Annotated in this window: 14 protein-coding genes; 6 read left to right on the top strand and 8 right to left on the bottom strand. The window is 63.8% G+C overall.

Annotated elements, in window-relative coordinates:
- Positions 1–7 precede the first annotated feature (7 nt).
- On the top strand, positions 8–2,980 hold the full coding sequence (locus tag BOH68_RS01340; RefSeq protein ID WP_077378733.1) for an ATP-binding protein: 2,973 nt from the start codon (positions 8–10) through the stop codon (positions 2,978–2,980).
- A gap of 32 nt (positions 2,981–3,012) precedes the next feature.
- Here the strand turns inward: BOH68_RS01340 and BOH68_RS01345 are convergent, their stop codons facing one another.
- From BOH68_RS01345 to BOH68_RS01355, 3 genes are all read right to left on the bottom strand, one after another.
- Positions 3,013–3,483 carry a DNA polymerase III subunit chi gene (locus BOH68_RS01345; protein WP_077378736.1) on the bottom strand — a complete coding sequence of 157 codons (471 nt, stop codon included), beginning with the start codon at positions 3,481–3,483 and terminating at the stop codon, positions 3,013–3,015.
- A gap of 178 nt (positions 3,484–3,661) precedes the next feature.
- Complete coding sequence (locus BOH68_RS01350) at positions 3,662–4,756, bottom strand: branched-chain amino acid aminotransferase (protein ID WP_084209423.1); 1,095 nt, start codon at positions 4,754–4,756, stop codon at positions 3,662–3,664.
- A gap of 146 nt (positions 4,757–4,902) precedes the next feature.
- Entirely contained in the window at positions 4,903–6,423 is a 1,521-nt protein-coding gene (locus tag BOH68_RS01355) for a leucyl aminopeptidase (RefSeq protein WP_077378742.1), read from the bottom strand.
- A 494-nt stretch (positions 6,424–6,917) separates the two neighbouring features.
- Here BOH68_RS01355 and lptF point away from each other — a divergent pair, with 494 nt between their 5' ends.
- Genes lptF through BOH68_RS01370 form a run of 3 tightly spaced genes read left to right on the top strand, consistent with a single transcriptional unit; the run spans position 6,918 to position 9,554 of the window.
- Positions 6,918–8,012, top strand: coding sequence for an LPS export ABC transporter permease LptF (gene lptF, locus BOH68_RS01360; RefSeq protein ID WP_169477242.1), 1,095 nt, complete (start codon positions 6,918–6,920; stop codon positions 8,010–8,012).
- On the top strand, positions 8,012–9,094 hold the full coding sequence (gene lptG / locus BOH68_RS01365; RefSeq protein ID WP_077378750.1) for an LPS export ABC transporter permease LptG: 1,083 nt from the start codon (positions 8,012–8,014) through the stop codon (positions 9,092–9,094). Before lptF ends, lptG begins: the two co-directional genes overlap by 1 nt.
- Positions 9,087–9,554: an RDD family protein gene (locus tag BOH68_RS01370; RefSeq protein WP_258954887.1), complete on the top strand. Its 468-nt coding sequence runs from the start codon at positions 9,087–9,089 to the stop codon at positions 9,552–9,554. Before lptG ends, BOH68_RS01370 begins: the two co-directional genes overlap by 8 nt.
- Before the next feature lie 148 nt (positions 9,555–9,702).
- Here BOH68_RS01370 and BOH68_RS01375 read toward each other — a convergent pair whose 3' ends face one another.
- Positions 9,703–10,527 (bottom strand): hypothetical protein, encoded by an 825-nt coding sequence (locus BOH68_RS01375; RefSeq protein WP_077378753.1) that lies wholly within the window; start codon positions 10,525–10,527, stop codon positions 9,703–9,705.
- Between the two features lie 733 nt (positions 10,528–11,260).
- On the opposite strand from BOH68_RS01375, the gene BOH68_RS01380 reads away from it, so the two are divergent.
- Together BOH68_RS01380 and bfr are read left to right on the top strand one after the other, a co-directional pair.
- Complete coding sequence (locus BOH68_RS01380; RefSeq protein ID WP_077378756.1) at positions 11,261–11,464, top strand: bacterioferritin-associated ferredoxin; 204 nt, start codon at positions 11,261–11,263, stop codon at positions 11,462–11,464.
- Positions 11,465–11,932: 468 nt separating this feature from the next.
- Positions 11,933–12,412 carry a bacterioferritin gene (gene bfr, locus BOH68_RS01385; RefSeq protein ID WP_077378759.1) on the top strand — a complete coding sequence of 160 codons (480 nt, stop codon included), beginning with the start codon at positions 11,933–11,935 and terminating at the stop codon, positions 12,410–12,412.
- A gap of 95 nt (positions 12,413–12,507) precedes the next feature.
- Here the strand turns inward: bfr and BOH68_RS01390 are convergent, their stop codons facing one another.
- The 4 genes from BOH68_RS01390 to tcdA all read right to left on the bottom strand — a co-directional run bounded on the left by BOH68_RS01390 (position 12,508) and on the right by tcdA (position 15,544).
- Complete coding sequence (locus tag BOH68_RS01390) at positions 12,508–13,629, bottom strand: 5-(carboxyamino)imidazole ribonucleotide synthase (RefSeq protein ID WP_240704287.1); 1,122 nt, start codon at positions 13,627–13,629, stop codon at positions 12,508–12,510.
- 3 nt (positions 13,630–13,632) lie between these two features.
- Positions 13,633–14,151 (bottom strand): 5-(carboxyamino)imidazole ribonucleotide mutase, encoded by a 519-nt coding sequence (gene purE / locus BOH68_RS01395; protein ID WP_077378762.1) that lies wholly within the window; start codon positions 14,149–14,151, stop codon positions 13,633–13,635.
- Positions 14,152–14,374: 223 nt separating this feature from the next.
- On the bottom strand, positions 14,375–14,632 hold the full coding sequence (locus BOH68_RS01400; RefSeq protein ID WP_240499615.1) for a DUF1653 domain-containing protein: 258 nt from the start codon (positions 14,630–14,632) through the stop codon (positions 14,375–14,377).
- Between the two features lie 48 nt (positions 14,633–14,680).
- Positions 14,681–15,544, bottom strand: a complete 864-nt coding sequence (gene tcdA / locus BOH68_RS01405; protein WP_077379348.1) for a tRNA cyclic N6-threonylcarbamoyladenosine(37) synthase TcdA — start codon at positions 15,542–15,544, stop codon at positions 14,681–14,683.
- Positions 15,545–15,658 lie beyond the last annotated feature (114 nt).

Raw genomic sequence — 15,658 nt, forward strand, 5'->3', positions numbered from 1 at the left:
AGCCGCAATGTCCAAGCCTCGCCCCACGGATGGTGCACCTCGTCCGACCCGTCGCTGGGTCTGGCATGAACTGCTGCGTCATGCCCTGGTGCCACTGCTGGTGATGGAGGTGGCGCTGCTGGGTGGTTATCTGGGTTTGCACTGGCTGGTCGCGCAGCAGCAGGAAGCGACCCGTGAAGACCTGATCCGCACCCAGCTTGAGCAGCTGAGCCGTTATGAGGCGGAGCATGCCGGCATGGTGGTGGAGGATTGGCGCAGGGAAGTGCAGCAGCTGGCACACTCGGCACTCCGTGAGATGGATGCTCCCATCGCGCCGGGCGAGCGTGTCCGAGAGATGGCGCGTCATGTCTTCAGTGAGGATGGCACCCTCTACGTGGCCGAGGATGACGGGGAGGCCGGCTCCTATTATTCGTCGCTGGCCCCCAGTTATCTGCAGGACTACGGCAAGGTGGCACGGCTGTCGCGGCTGGATACGGTCATGCAGGACATGCTCGAGATCCGTCCCGAGCTGCGTCAGGCGTGGTTCTCCAGCTACGACGGCTATTTCCGTATCAAGCCGTGGATCGACACCCACGGCATCTTCACCCCCGGGGTGGATCTCACCAGCTACGGCTTCTATTACCTGGCCGATGATCGCAACAATCCCACGCGTGAGCCGGTCGTGACGCCAGCCTATCAGGACCCCGTCGGGGGAGGCTGGCTGATCTCGACCCTGATGCCGGTGCATCGTGGGGACTTCCTTGAGGGGGTCGTCGGTATCGATGTCACGCTCGATGCGCTGGCGAAGCATCTCGAGAGCACGCGACTTCCCTGGAACGCCTATCTGGTGCTGGTGAGTGGCAACAGCGTACTGGCCATGCCCGAGGCCGGTCAGAAGGATTTCGGGGTGCATGTCCCTCCGCGGATCGAGCCGACCCCGTTGACGCATGACCGCTTCCTGGAAACGGCACGTGATCAGAGCAAGTCGCCGGAGATGGTGCGCCTGCTGCATGGTATCGATGATGCTCCCCATGGCATGCGCAAGATACCGCTGCTCGCCGGTGAGCGGCTGGTGGCGTGGTATCCGGTGGCGGGGACGGACTGGCGGCTGCTGGCCGTGGTGGACCCGCAGCAGGTGGAAAGCGGCATCCAGCACTGGAATACGCGCTTCAATCAGTTGGGTTACGTGATGCTGGTCGGCCTGATCGCCTTCTTCCTGGTCCTGCTGGTGGTGATGCGCTGGCGGGCGGAATCCATGGCCACCACGCTTTCCGAAGCCCTGGAACGCTTGAGTGACATGGCGCTGCGCATCGGTCGCGGACAGCCGGTGGTGCGTCAGCGTTTTGCCTTGCAAGAGCTTGACCAGGCGGGGGAAGCCCTGCGGGAAGCCGCATTGCGGCGTGATCAGATCGAGCTCGAACGCGCCGAGGATGCCCGGCATGTCGAGATGGTGATGGCGGCCTCCGGTGATGCGACCTGGCGGTATGACTTCGAGCGTGATGATCTCCACTTCCACGAGAACTTCTTCCTGATGATGGGACTCCCCATCCAGGCCAGCATGCATCTGGCCGATCTCGATGCCATGACTCACCCGGAGGATCTGGCGGGGATGCTGGAATCCCGCTGGCGCGTGTTGCATGGCGACAGCTGGGCCGAGGCGCGTGACGTGCGTTACCGCCATGCCGACGGCAGCTGGGTGTGGATGCAGGTGCGAGGTCAGGTGACCCGCCGCGATGGTGACGGACGACCGCTGCGTGCCACGGGGGTGGTGCTGGACATCCAGCGTCACAAGCAGACGCTGCAGGTGCTGGAAGCGGCACGTGACAGCGCCACCGAGGCAAGTCAGTCCAAGTCGCGGTTCTTCTCGAGCTTCAGTCACGAGATCCGCACGCCTCTCAATGCCATCCTGGGCTTCACTGACCTGCTGGCGGACGAATCGTCCCTGACGCGCGAACAGCGTCGCTATGTGGATGAAGCGGGCCACGCGGCAAGCCAGCTCTCGGCGCTGATCGAGGACGTGCTGCAGATGTCGAGCCTTGAAGCGGGAGAACTGCCCCTCGATTGCCAGCCTCTGTCGATCGGCCAGCACCTGATTCGCCTCGTCAGTCAGTACCAGCCGCGGCTGGACCAGGCGGAACTGACGCTGTCACTGGCGCTGGAAGAGGCGTCGCTGTGGCTGAATGCCGATCGCCGTCGTCTGGACCAGATTCTCGGCAACCTGATGGGGAATGCCATCAAGTACAACCGCGCGGGCGGCTGGATACGTCTCGCTCTCGGACGCGGTATCGACTCCCACGGCCAGGAGATGGCCTGGGTGGATGTCGAGGATGGTGGCTTCGGGTTTGACCCGAATCAGGCGGCTCAGCTGTTCCAGCCTTTCTCGCGTCTGGGTCGCGAGGATTCGGGAATCGAGGGCACGGGCCTCGGGCTTGCGCTGTCGCGTGAGCTGGCGCGGCGGATGCAGGGGGAGATCACCGCGCAGAGCGTACTGGGCGAGGGGGCCTGTTTCCGGGTATGGCTGCCGTTGGCGGATGTCAGTGCCCATGAACGGGTCGTGAAGGCGGCATGGTCGGCAGATCAGGCGCTGCCAGTGGCGTGTCGCTGGCTGGTGATCAGCACGCGCGCGGAGGACAGACTGCGCCTGGAAGTGATCGGCAGCCATGTCGCCAATCTGGACATCATCACTGCCAGCAGCGCGGCTCAGGCCTTGCGCCTGGTGCGTGATGTCAGTCCCTGCATGGTGATCTTCGGAGACGTCGCCGACATGAGCGTGGCGTCGCTGTTCAGCGAGATCCAGCGTCTGCCGCGTGAGGCGCCGTTGTGGGCTGTGCGTATCGGCGAGCGAACGGGTGCGGAAGCCGATGGCCTGCCGCCGGAATTCTTTGCGGTGGGGGAGAGTCCCCCCGGCATGCAGGACGTCGAGTACTGGATCGAGTGGCTGATCGTGCGTTTTCGCGAGTTTCTCGAGGCCCGGGAGCGAGACGAGGAACGCGAGCGCTGAGTCGGCTGACAGCGCCACCGGTACCTGCGGCGTCAGCTCACGCCCTTGAGCTGATGCGAACGCACCGCATAGCCGCGTGACTTGTAGGTACGCCAGCATTCGCGCTTGGTGACCAGCACATCCTGATGCTGGTTGATGATCTCGGCGACGCGCTCGAAACGCGAGAACCACTCGGGGATCTCGGGGTGCAGATTGAGCAGTGCCTCGATGCCCGGTGCCGGCGCGTCCTGCCAACCGATGGTCACGGGCGGACGTGGCACGTCATCGGCGTGTTCTGCCTCGCGCGCCGCGAGATCCAGATCGATATCCAGCGCATGGGGTACGAAGCTCTCGGGGCGGAACTGCCACAGGTGTTCATCGAACTGACGCGCCATCGCCTCATCCTCGACATGCACGTGCAGGCGGAACCCCTTGGCATGGATGGTCTCGGCCAGACGGCAGGCGAATTCCAGCCGGGCTTCCAGCGTGGTATCGGGCAGGATGTAGAAGTCGATCTGGGTCATGGGCACCGCTCGTGGCAAGAGTTCGCGAGCGCTCAGGATACCGCACTCGCCACGTGGCTTCGATGCAGGAGGGACTCGGTACGCATCGGAAAGCGCGATATCTTCGCGTCTGCAAACATGAAGGCCCACCTCTTGCGAGGCGGGCCTTCATGTTGTCGTCTGGCATGGGCCACAGGGCTTACGCCAGGCGGGTCATCCAGCCACGCGTGTCTTCGGCGCGACCGTATTGCAGGTCCAGCAGCTGGCGACGCAGACGCATGGCCACGTCGCCGGCATTGGCGGTCAGATCCAGACGCGCGTCTTCGCTGACCAGCTCGCCCACCGGGGTGATGACGGCGGCGGTACCGCAGGCGAACACCTCGGTGATCTCACCGGAGGCGATACCTTCGCGCCACTCGTCGATGCTGACCGGGCGCTCTTCCGGCGTCAGGCCGAGATCACCCGCCATGGTCAGGATGGAGTCACGGGTGACACCTTCCAGAATGGTGCCGGTCAGACGCGGCGTGACCAGACGACCATCCTTGAAGACGAAGAACAGGTTCATGCCACCCAGTTCCTCGACCCACTTGTTCTCGGCGGCATCCAGGAAGACGACCTGATCGCAGCCATTGGCGGTAGCTTCGCTCTGGGCCGCCAGGGAACCGGCATAGTTGCCGCCACACTTGGCAAAACCGGTGCCACCGGCCGCCGCACGGTTGTAATGCGAGGACAGCCAGATGGAGACGGGCTTGATGCCACCCTTGAAGTAGGCGGCCACCGGCGAGGCGATCACGTAGTAATCGACTTCACGCGACGGACGCACACCGAGGAAGGCTTCGCTGGCGATCATGAACGGGCGCAGGTAGAGGCTGCACTCATCGCTGGCGCTGGCGGGGGTCGGTACCCAGGCGCTGTCCTGGGCGAGCAGGGCCTTGAGCGAGCCGACGAAGTCCTCGTCGGACAGCTCCGGCAGTGCCAGGCGGCGGGCGGAGTTGCGGAAGCGTGCCGCGTTCTTCTCGGGGCGGAAGGTCCACACCGAGCCGTCTTCATGACGATAGGCCTTGATGCCTTCGAAGATTTCCTGGGCGTAGTGCAGTACCGAGGCGGCGGGGTCGAGGCTCAGCGGGCCATAGGGGCGGACTTCATGGCCGTGCCAGCCGCCATCGGCGGTCCAGCGGACGTGTGCCATGTGGTCGCTGAAGTGACGGCCGAAGCCGGGATTGGCCAGGATGGTGTCGCGAATGGCAGCATCCGCCGGTTGCGTGGACGCGCGGACGTCGAAGCCTTTGGTCACGTGGGTGTCTCCGTAGCAGCGAGACCCCCGGCGCGAAACGCCGGGGGTCGAATCATTTTTTATAGGACCTCTGGGGTCAGCGGTGCCGAGTGGCGTGCCGACCCGCGTGTCTCAACGCTAGCACGCCATCGAGAGCATGCGAAGCCTCAGAGCGTCTCTTCCTGGGCGGCATTGAGTTCCGCTTCGCGATCCAGCAGATACTGGGTCAGCAGGCCCACCGGGCGGCCGCTGGCACCTTTCTGCTTGCCGGACTGCCAGGCGGTGCCGGCGATGTCCAGGTGCGCCCACGGGAAGGTGTCCGCGAAGCGGGACAGGAAGCAACCTGCGGTGATCATGCCGGCTTCACGGCCACCGATGTTGGCGATGTCGGCGAAGTTGGAATCCAGCTGTGCCTGATACTCGTCCCACAGCGGCATGTGCCAGGCGCGGTCCCAGGCTTCTTCCCCGGCATCCAGCAGATCCAGCGCCAGGTCATCATCGTTGGAGATCAGGCCGGTGGCGTGATTGCCCAGCGCGATGACGCAGGCGCCGGTCAGGGTGGCGATGTCGACGACGCTGGCCGGCTCGAAGCGCTCGGCGTACGTCAGGGCGTCGCACAGCACCAGGCGGCCTTCGGCGTCGGTGTTGAGGACTTCGACGGTCAGGCCCTTCAGGGTCTTGATGATGTCGCCCGGCTTGGTGGCACGGCCGTCCGGCATGTTCTCGGCGCTGGCCACGATGGCGACCACGTTGAGCTTGGGCTTGAGTGCCAGCACGGTGCGCATGGTGCCGAAGACGCTCGCCGCGCCGCCCATGTCGTACTTCATCTCGTCCATGCCGGCGCCCGGCTTCAGCGAGATGCCACCGGTATCGAAGGTGATGCCCTTGCCGACCAGCACGTGCGGTGCCTCGTTCTCGTCTTCCGCGCCGCGGTATTCCATCACGATCAGACGGCTCGGCTCTTCACTGCCACGGCCGACCGAGAGCAGTGACAGGGCGCCAAGCTTCTCGAGTTCTTCCTCACCCAGCACGGTCACCTTCAGTGCGTCTTCGGAGGTGCTGCCCAGTTGCTCGGCACGCTCGCCCAGATAGGTCGGGGTGCAGATGTTGCCCGGCAGATTGCCCAGGGTGCGGGCTTCGTTGACCCCTTCGCCGATGGCCGCGCCAATACGCAGACCCGCTTCCAGTTCTTCCTGCTGACTCTTGTCGGCACTTACCACACTCAGACGGGTCAGAGAGGCAGGCTCGCCCGGCTGACTCTTCATCTCGGTGAAACGGTAGGCGTTGCGCAGCGCGCTCTCGGCGATCATGCGTGCCTTCCATGCGGCGTCGCGCAGCTCGATATCGAGGCCGACTCCCGCGAAGGCGGCGTCTTCCACCGGCAGCTTGAGCAGTGCCGCCATGGCGGCGTCCAGTCCGCGCTTGTAGCGGCTCTCGTCGAGTTTCTCGGCCTTGCCGAACCCGGCCAGCAGCAGGCGCTGTGCGCCGAGCCCCGGGGCGAAAGGCAGCAGCAGGGTGTTGCCCAGCTCGGCCTTGAAGTCGCCGCGTTCGATCAGCTGGGAAATCAGCTTCTCGCTGGCGTCGTCCAGACGTGCCGCGGCGCCTTCGAGTTCGCCTTCAATGACGGGAACCACCAGGCAGGCGGTCTCTAGCTGGGCCGGATTGACAGTGACAACAGGAAATTCCATGACAACTCCACGCGGGCGAGTAAGGGATACGAAAATGAGGATAGCGTCATACCGAAGCGGGTCGGGCGTGTCGCGATATCCGGGGTCAGGCATCCAGGTCCGGCAGGGGCGGATGTGAAGAGGCTCTGCCGTCCATCGGTGTCTGACCGAGCATGACCTTTGAATGGGGACACTGGCCGCTGATGGCAAGCATCTCCCGGTGCCGTCCATCATGCGGAAGATCATGTGCCTGTCGCAAGGCATGGCCGCGACAAGGCTGCATGCTTTCTGGATAATGCTCGAGCATGTCCTTGCGGGGCTCGGCACGCCCAGTGTCATCGACACTCGATCGCACCGGGCCGAGGCGCAAGCGCAGGCCGGATGCCCAGTGTACGCAAAGGCGGTTCGGCATGCATGAGGGATGGTGCATCTTCATATGTCCCGTATCGTGTCTTCACCGGCTATCATCGTTCTGGTCAACACGCTCGATTGCGAGTGGGAAACAGGAGTTTCATTTGATCATCTTCCGCTACCTGACACGCGAGATTCTCACCACCATGGCCGCGGTGGCCGGGGTGTTGATGCTTGTCATCATGGGCAGCCGATTCATCCGCTATTTCAGTGACGCGGCAGAGGGGGACTTCCCGGCCTCGATTCTCGGCAGCCTGATGCTCTATCACCTGCCGGGGTTCTTCGAGCTGCTGTTGCCGCTGTCCTTCTTCCTGGCCGTGCTGCTGGCCTTCGGTCAGCTATACATGAACAGTGAGATCACCGTGCTGGTGGCCTGCGGTGTCGGCCCGGAGCGCCTGCTGCGCGTCACCTTGCTGCCGGCACTGCTGATCACGGCGCTGGTGGCGGCCTGCAGCCTCTACCTGACGCCGGCTGGCGCGCTGAAGAACGAGATGTTGCTGGAGCTTCAGAAGCAGAAGACCGACTTCTCGGTGCTGGGCGCGGGACGTTTTCAGCAAATCGGCGATCGCACCGTCTATGCCGAGAGCATGAGTGACGACAATAGCGAACTGAAGCACGTCTTCATCGCCGAGCGTGGCAATGACGGGGCCACCCGCCGCGATGACAGCGAACCGAGTCAGTCGGTGGTGCGCGCCGAGCGCGCCTTCCAGGACGTCAGCGAGGAGACCGGCAGTCGCTATCTGGTGCTGGCGGATGGCTCACGCTACGCGGTGGAGCCGGGCAAGTCGGCTTCACAGCGACTGGGCTTCGAGCGTTATGCGGTGCGGGTCAGCGAGGGGCAGAGCGAGGCAAGCCTCAAGGATGACATCGAACTCGTCTCCACCCGAGAGCTGTTGGCCACGCAGACGCCCGAAGCCCAGGCCCAGCTGCAATGGCGTATCTCCCTGCCGTTGATGGTGCCGATCCTGATGCTGATCGGTCTGCCACTGGCACGCGTCAATCCGCGCCAGGGCCGCTTCGCGCGTCTGCTGCCGGCCATCTTCGTGCATATCACCTACCTCAGCTTGCTGATCGCGGCTCAGAATGCCGTCGCGTCCGGCAAATATCCGGCCGCGATCGGCCTGTGGCCCATTCACGGCGTCTATCTGGCGCTTGGCCTCTGGCTGAGCTGGCGCGACAACCGCGGAGGTGGCCGCTGATGCTGCTTGATCGTCTCGACCGTTACATCGCGCGCAACGTGCTGCTGGCCATGCTGGTGGTACAGGTACTGATCCTCGGGCTTGACCTGATGATCACCTATATCAATGACCTGGGCGATGTCGAGGGGGATTACGGTGCCCTTGAGGTCTTGCTCTACCTGTTGATGAGGCTACCGTCACGTTTCTACGAATTCGTGCCGGTAGGGGTGCTGCTGGGGGCCTTGATCGGCCTGGGCAGCATGGCATCCAGCAATGAGCTGACCATTATGCGTGCGGCGGGCCGCTCCTTGACGCGCATCCTGTGGGGCGTGATGAAGCCGCTCGGGCTGGTGATCGCCATTACCATGGCCGTGGGAGAGTACGTGGCGCCTGTCACCGAGATGCAGGCCGATGCCTGGCGCGCCGAGAAGCAGCAGGGGGCGGGTGCCGTCTATGCCGAAGGCGGTGGCTGGCAGCGTGAGGGCAACAACTTCTATCGCTTCGGTTCGATCCGCAGTGATGATGTGGTGCTCAACGTGACCCGCTATCAATTCGATGATGATCAGGAGCTCAAGCAGGCCATGTACGCCCGGCGTGCCGTCTGGGAGGACGACCATTGGACGCTGGAGGCGGTGGAAACCACGGTCTTCGAGCGTGAAGGCGGTGAGGTGGCCTCCACGCGTGTCGAGCAGCAGGACTCACGCCAGTGGGATACCCGATTGACGCCGGACCTGCTCAAGCTGGTGATCACCGAACCCAAGCAGCAATCCGCCTCTGATCTGTGGCGCTACGCCAGCTATCTGAAGGGGCAGGGTCTGTCCGCCAACCAGCCATTGCTGTACTTCTGGCAGAAGATCCTGCAACCGCTGACGCTGGCAGCGCTGGTGCTGGTGGCAGCGTCCTTCGTGTTCGGGCCGTTGCGCACCGTGGCAGCCGGGACGCGCGTGTTCTACGGGATCATCGTCGGTCTGCTGTTCAAATACCTGCAGGACCTGTTGGCGCCGGCCTCGGTGGTCTTCGGGTTCGCGCCCATCTGGGCAGTACTGGCCCCCACGATCGCCTGTTACGTGATCGGCCTGCTGCTGATTCGTCGCAGTGGCTAGGGCACGGTGCCCGGTGGCCCGGCGCTGCTTCGCGCAGCAGGGCGTGCGCCCAGCCGGGCTGATGCGGCGTCTGGGCGGATTGGTGTATGACACCTTTCTGGTAGTGGCGCTGTTGATCGTGCTGGGGTTCGTGGGGGTGGCCGCGAATGGCGGTGAGGCCAATCAGTCGCCATTGTTCCGCTCGCTTCTGCTGGTGGCGATGTTCGCCTTCTTTGCCTACTTCTGGAGTCGAAGTGGCATGACGTTGGGCATGCAGGCCTGGCGGCTCCGGCTGCAGACGCCGGAAGGCTGCGCACCGACACTGCCTCAGTGTCTGCTGCGTTTTCTGGTTGCCGGTCTCTCGCTGGGATGCGGTGGACTGGGGTATCTCTGGCAGCTATGGGACCCTGAACACCGCAGCTGGCACGACATCGCCTCAGGCACGCGCGTGGTGGTGGTGCCGAGGCCCAGCCGAGAGTGACGGCCCGGTAGGCGCCGCCCTTGCGGGTGTCGTGCAAGGGCGGCGTGCAGGAATCGCCGTGAAAGGCATGCCGAATGCCGGAAAACACAACGCCCCGCCAGTCATCGACTGGCGGGGCGTTGTGTCTGTCAGGGGGGCAGGACGTGAATCAGACGCCCAGCAGACCATCGAGACGCGTGATGATGCGGTCGACCGTGGCGCGTGACACGACCAGGCTGTCTTCCTGTGCCGCGGTTTCCGGCAGCTCACGTGGCAGGTCGAGTACCGCGTTGCCCATGCCCTCGAAGCGCACGCCATCACGATAGCGCACGAAGGGCAGCTGGCCGATGGGGCGCTGACCGTCGTGGTCGAGGCGGGCCAGGCGTGTGAAGGCACTGACCGTGTCCAGCACCGGTGCGCTGGTCAGCGGCAGGTGGGTCAGGCGCCATGCCAGCCAGTCGTCCACTTCGACGGCTTCGTCACGCAGGGTGGCGAACCAGTGACGTGCCTGATCCAGGCGATAGCGGGCACGGCCCTGCTTGTCCAGCCACAGGACGTCGGCGCTGGCCTGACGCGGACTTTCCAGCTCGCCGGGCAGGTACAGCCAGGCCTCGGTCAGGCGATGCAGCGCACCCGGCAGTGGCTCATCGAGGGTACGCTCGTTGAGCGAGTCCAGTGCAGCATTCAGGTCGCCCTGTTCGGCACTGCTTTCACTGTTGGCGTAACCGACGTTGTAGCGCCAGACACGATCGGAGATTTCCTGGGTGACGACGTGATCGTGCGGCAGTGCGATGTGACTCATCAACTCACGTGCGTTGCAGCTCTCGTCCACCAGGCCCTCGCGACGCGCCTCGCGATAGAGATTGCGCAGCAGCGGATTGAGCGGCAGGCGGTGATGGTCCCCGAAGCAGCTGCCGGCATCGCGAACGGCGTCGAGATTGAGCGGCAGGTGGGAGGCGGCGTGATGTTCGGCGGTAGCGATGGATGCGGACATTGGGTCAGGACTCCTTGCAGTTTGGCAGTAGGCGAAACGAACGGACAGCAGACGGATTCGGGCCGGTCACGGCATCATCATGTCGCCCATCATCGGCATGCCGATGGGCCGAGTCAGGATGGAGGGCGTCGACGGAATCTCTTGCAGTGTCCTGTTCATGTGCTTTTCCTGATTGCCTGGCAGGTCGTGGCAGTCATTTGCCGTCGCCTTGCTGCGTGTGGGTCATCGTCATGAACGGCAGCGTTCTGGCGAAGTGACGCTAGCAGGAGGCGAGTGACCTGCCTGAACCATTGGATGTCGATGGCTCATTATTTTTTGTTGCGACTTGATTCTTGTCTGCATAATAAAACGTTATACATCTTAGCGTCCCTGTCCCAAATCGCAACCCCTGCCTTAGGCAGGTGACTCCCTTCTTTATACGGTGGGCGCTTTCATCGATGCAACGGATTTGAGAGCAGTGGATTTGAGAGCAATGGTTTGAGAACAGCGGGTTGAGGAAAGCGGGGAGAACGGCGGGTCGAGGAAAGCGAGGAGAACGGCGGGTCGAGAACCGTCACGCGGCTCTGGTCGGACGTTCACATCCCGCAGCAGCAATTCATGGCGCCGATGGTGGAAGACGGGGTAATGCAAGTGGTTGATATGTCATGCAAATGAGAATTTTTTGCAGTCAGGTGTTGCGCATCTTTCTGCGAATCATTTACATTTGTCTCACTTGGAGTGAGAGAGGTGAGCCATGTACGTCTGTCTGTGCAAGGGTGTATCAGACCACAAGATCCGTGAAGTCGTAGAGCAGGGAGCGCGCAGCTTCCGTGAGGTCCGCGAGCAGACCGGGTGTGCGACCCAATGTGGAAAATGTGCCTGCATGGCCAAGACGATCACCCGTGAAGCCGTGGCACGCGAAATGATGCCGGCTGACGATCTCGCCTACGCGGTCTGATATCAGGGGAGCTTGCCCTTCCAGGCCTGGATTGCCCTGTCGATGCAGCACAGCGCCACGAGTCCATGTCATTCAAACGCCAGAGGCCCGATCACATGATCGGGCCTCTGGCGTTTTCGCATGCCGCTCCTTGCCGGGAGAGCTCATCTTTCGAGCTATCCTCTCTCGCACTTTCCTCTCTCGCACTTTCCTTTCTCGTGCTTTCCTCTCCCGGGCTTTCATCGCTTGTACGCTCACCGGTGTCCGTCTGCATATGACAACGCGGATACCAATCTTTCCCATTTGCGCCTAAAAGTCGATAACTTGTTGTCATGTCTCGAAAAATTCATGGTTTTGCGCCATACTTGCCGGACCTGACGAAGCGGGGCGAGTGCCTGAGACGCCTCACCCCCGACGGCCTCTGACACCGGCATGCATGCCGGTCGCCGACGACAACGAGACCGCACCGGACAAGAGAGGAATGGCGACATGAAAGGCGATCCCAAGATCATCGAGCATCTCAACACCATACTGGGCAACGAGCTGGTAGCCATCAATCAGTACTTCCTGCATGCGCGCATGTACAAGGACTGGGGGCTCAAGCGCCTGGCCAAGTGGGAATATGACGAGTCCATCGAAGAGATGCGTCATGCGGACACCCTGATCGAGCGCATCCTGTTCATGGAAGGCCTGCCCAACCTGCAGGACCTCGGCAAGCTGCGTATCGGCGAGAACACCAAGGAAATGCTCGAGTGCGATCTGGCGCTGGAGCACCAGGCACATGGTGATCTGAAAGAAGCGATCGCCTATGCCGAGCAGGTCCGCGATTACACCTCACGTGATCTGTTCCGCAAGATCCTCGACGACGAGGAAGAGCATATCGATCACCTGGAGACCGAGCTGGGTCTGATCGAGAAGGTCGGTATCGAGCTCTACCTGCAGAAGCAGATTCATCACGAGATCGACTGATTCCAGGCGCGGCTTTCCAGGTCGTGACAGGAACGAAAACGCCCCCGCTGCCATCGGCAGCGGGGGCGTTTTGTCTTCAGTGGCGCAGAACCGGCTTACTTGCCCAGGTCATTGACCAGCAGCGCCTCGACGGCTGCGATGCGCGCGTCGAGACTGGCCTGGTCGGCGGCCAGCACCGTGATGTGACCGATCTTGCGGCCGGCTCGCGGTGCCTTGCCGTAGTCATGCAGGCGAGCACCGGGAATGGCCAGCACGGCATCGCGCTCTGGCATGCGCCCGATGATGTTGAGCATCGCGCAGGGGGCCAGCAGGGCTGTCTCGCCCAGCGGCAGGCCGGCGACGGCGCGCAGATGGTTCTCGAACTGGCTGGTGACCGCGCCCTCGATGCTCCAGTGACCGGAGTTGTGCACGCGCGGGGCGATCTCGTTGGCCAGCAGGCGCTCGCTGCCGTCCGCTTCCTTGACCACGAAGAACTCGAAGGCCATCACGCCCACGTAGTCGAGTTCGTGCATCACCTTGAAGGCAGCCGCTTCGGCCTCGGCCTGCAGGTCATGCGCGGCCAGCGGTGTGGCGCAGTGCAGGATGCCGCTGCGGTGCTCATTGCGGGACAGCGGCCAGGCGCGTGTCTCACCGTCACGACCGCGTACCGCGATCACCGAGACCTCGTGATCGAAGGCGATGAAACCTTCGAGAATCAGCGGCACGCTGCCGAGTTCGGCGAAGGTGTCGGCCACGTCCGCCATCTCGCGCAGCACCTTCTGACCCTTGCCGTCGTAGCCCAGCGTACGTGTCTTGAGGACGGCAGGCAGGCCGATGGTGGCCACCGCGCTTTCCAGATCGGCCTGGCTGTCGACCAGCGCCAGCGGCGGCACCTCGATGCCCAGACGCATGAACAGCGACTTCTCGTTCCAGCGATCCCGCGCGGTATCCAGCGCGCCGGCCGGGGGGTAGGTCGGACGCTCTGCCGCCAGGCGCTCGACGGCGTCGGCGGGCACGTTCTCGAACTCGAAGGTGATGGCATCGGAGGCCGCCACCAGCTGTGTCAGAGCGGCGTCATCCTGCCAGTCGGCGCGCAGATGATGGCCATGCACGCGGCCACACGGCGAGTCGGCGGGATCAAGAAAGGTGAAGCGGGCATTGAGGGCGGCGCCAGCCTGAGCCAGCATGCGACCCAGCTGACCACCACCGACGATACCGAAGCGGATCGGCTCGCTCATGATTCACTGGCCTCCATGCGACAGGCTGGGAGCATCGGGACGCGGGTCCGGATTGTCCAGCACGCGGTCGGTCTGCTCGGCGCGGAAGTTGATGAGCGCCGTGCGGATGGCCGGATACTTGTTGGCCAGCTGGCTGGCAGCCAGCAGCGCCGCATTCACGGCACCGGCACGACCGATGGCCAGGGTGCCGGTGGGGATGCCGGCGGGCATCTGCACGATGGAGAGCAGGGAGTCGACGCCAGACAGCATGCTGGACTGCACCGGCACGCCCAGCACCGGCAGCCAGGTCTTGGCGGCACACATGCCCGGCAGGTGGGCGGCGCCACCGGCTCCGGCGATGATGACCTCGAGACCACGCTCCGCGGCGGTGTCGGCATAATCGAACAGCAGGTCAGGCGTGCGATGGGCAGAGACGACCTTGACCTCGTGTTCGATCCCCAGGGCTTCCAGGGTCTCGACCGTATGGCACATGGTCGCCCAATCCGATTTTGATCCCATGATGACACCAACCAGTGCGCTCATGCTTCCTCCGCTCTTGACGTGGTATGAACCAGCTCACAGCCACCGCCAGTGCATGCTGGACGGCCCGCTGTGTGGGCGTGGTCGAGGTGGCCGGGCCGTGATGGCCAGTCCCACCTCAATGCGTATGTCTGGAAAAACAAGCGGCGCAGTATAGCACCGAGCCTGAGAGGCGGCATGCACCTGTCCGGTCGGTCAGCTTATGGGCGCCACCGACCGGCGAGGCTCAGCAGGACCATTGCGTGACCAGCGCGAAACGCGGCACTGGCTCGCCCTGGATCTCGACATTCTCCATGAACATGCTCAATGGGCGCACCCACAGGCCACATTCGCCGTAGAGGGCGCGGTAGACCACCAGCAGCTCTTCCGTCTCGCTATGACGACTGGTGCCGATCACCTCATATTGCGCGCCCTTGTAGTGGCGGTAGAGCCCCGGCACGGGACGATTCTCGGGCAGCGGCGGCATGGGAGGCAGCTCTGACATGATGATTTCCTTGATGGGCAAGACAGTTAGCGCGGTCGCCCGGCGCGATCAGGCGTCGGGTGCGGGCTTGAGAGCGTTGGCCGGCGTGGCCTTGGCACCGCGGCGTGCGATGCGCGCCAGGGCGCGCGCACTGGCGGTGAAGCCGAAGCTTCCGGTGACGAAGGTGGCGGCGCCGAAGCCGCCGGCGCAATCCAGACGCGTGGCGCTGTCGCCGGGTTTGGTGGCGCAGACCTCGCCATCGGCACCGGGGTAGGTCAGCTGCTCGTCGGAGTAGACGCACTCGACATCGAAACGGCGCTTGAGATTGCGACTGAAATGGTAGTCGCGGCGCAGCAGGGAGCGAACGCGCGCCAGCAGCGGGTCCTGCTCGGTACGGGCAAGATCCGCGATCTGGATGCGTGTCGGGTCGAGCTGGCCACCGGCACCGCCCGTCACGGTCAGCCCCAGCTTGCGACGCTTGCACCAGGCGATCAGCGCCGTCTTGGCGGGCACGCTGTCGATGGCATCGATGACGTGATCCAGCTCATCGTGGATCAGCTCGGCCAGGTTGTCCGGGGTGACGAAGGCCGAGATGGCGTGAATCTTCATCTGCGGTGCGATCAGCTGGCAGCGCTCGGCCAGCACCTCGACCTTGGGACGGCCGATCTGGCCATCCAGCGCATGCAGCTGACGATTGACGTTGGAGACGCAGACGTCGTCGAGGTCGATCAGCGTCATCTCGCCGATGCCGGAGCGTGCCAGCGCCTCGGCGCTCCAGCTGCCGACCCCGCCGACACCGACCACCGCGACATGCGCGTGACGGAAGTGGGCGAAGGCGCTGGCGCCGTAGAGGCGACGAATGCCGCCGAAACGGAAGTCGTAATCGTCCGCCGCCGGTGCCTCGGCGTCGGTGGCGAAGAAATCCGCCAGCATGCGTTCGCTGGCAGAGGGCGCGGCGTCCGAGAGAGAGGCCGTGTGGGCCGCTGGCTCATTCAGCGGAATGTCGTCAGGGGTAGTGGTCATGCGCAGCTCATGCTTTCCAGGGAC

Source organism: Cobetia sp. MM1IDA2H-1 (assembly GCF_002916775.2).
Lineage (GTDB): Bacteria > Pseudomonadota > Gammaproteobacteria > Pseudomonadales > Halomonadaceae > Cobetia > Cobetia marina.

Coding starts and splice junctions, on each gene's coding strand:
- BOH68_RS01340 (WP_077378733.1), top strand. CDS start 8: ATGTCCAAGCCTCGCCCCACGGATGGTGCACCTCGTCCGACCCGTCGC.
- BOH68_RS01345 (WP_077378736.1), bottom strand. CDS start 3,483: ATGACCCAGATCGACTTCTACATCCTGCCCGATACCACGCTGGAAGCC.
- BOH68_RS01355 (WP_077378742.1), bottom strand. CDS start 6,423: ATGGAATTTCCTGTTGTCACTGTCAATCCGGCCCAGCTAGAGACCGCC.
- lptG (WP_077378750.1), top strand. CDS start 8,012: ATGCTGCTTGATCGTCTCGACCGTTACATCGCGCGCAACGTGCTGCTG.
- BOH68_RS01375 (WP_077378753.1), bottom strand. CDS start 10,527: ATGTCCGCATCCATCGCTACCGCCGAACATCACGCCGCCTCCCACCTG.
- BOH68_RS01380 (WP_077378756.1), top strand. CDS start 11,261: ATGTACGTCTGTCTGTGCAAGGGTGTATCAGACCACAAGATCCGTGAA.
- bfr (WP_077378759.1), top strand. CDS start 11,933: ATGAAAGGCGATCCCAAGATCATCGAGCATCTCAACACCATACTGGGC.
- BOH68_RS01390 (WP_240704287.1), bottom strand. CDS start 13,629: ATGAGCGAGCCGATCCGCTTCGGTATCGTCGGTGGTGGTCAGCTGGGT.
- purE (WP_077378762.1), bottom strand. CDS start 14,151: ATGAGCGCACTGGTTGGTGTCATCATGGGATCAAAATCGGATTGGGCG.
- BOH68_RS01400 (WP_240499615.1), bottom strand. CDS start 14,632: ATGTCAGAGCTGCCTCCCATGCCGCCGCTGCCCGAGAATCGTCCCGTG.
- tcdA (WP_077379348.1), bottom strand. CDS start 15,544: ATGCTGGCGGATTTCTTCGCCACCGACGCCGAGGCACCGGCGGCGGAC.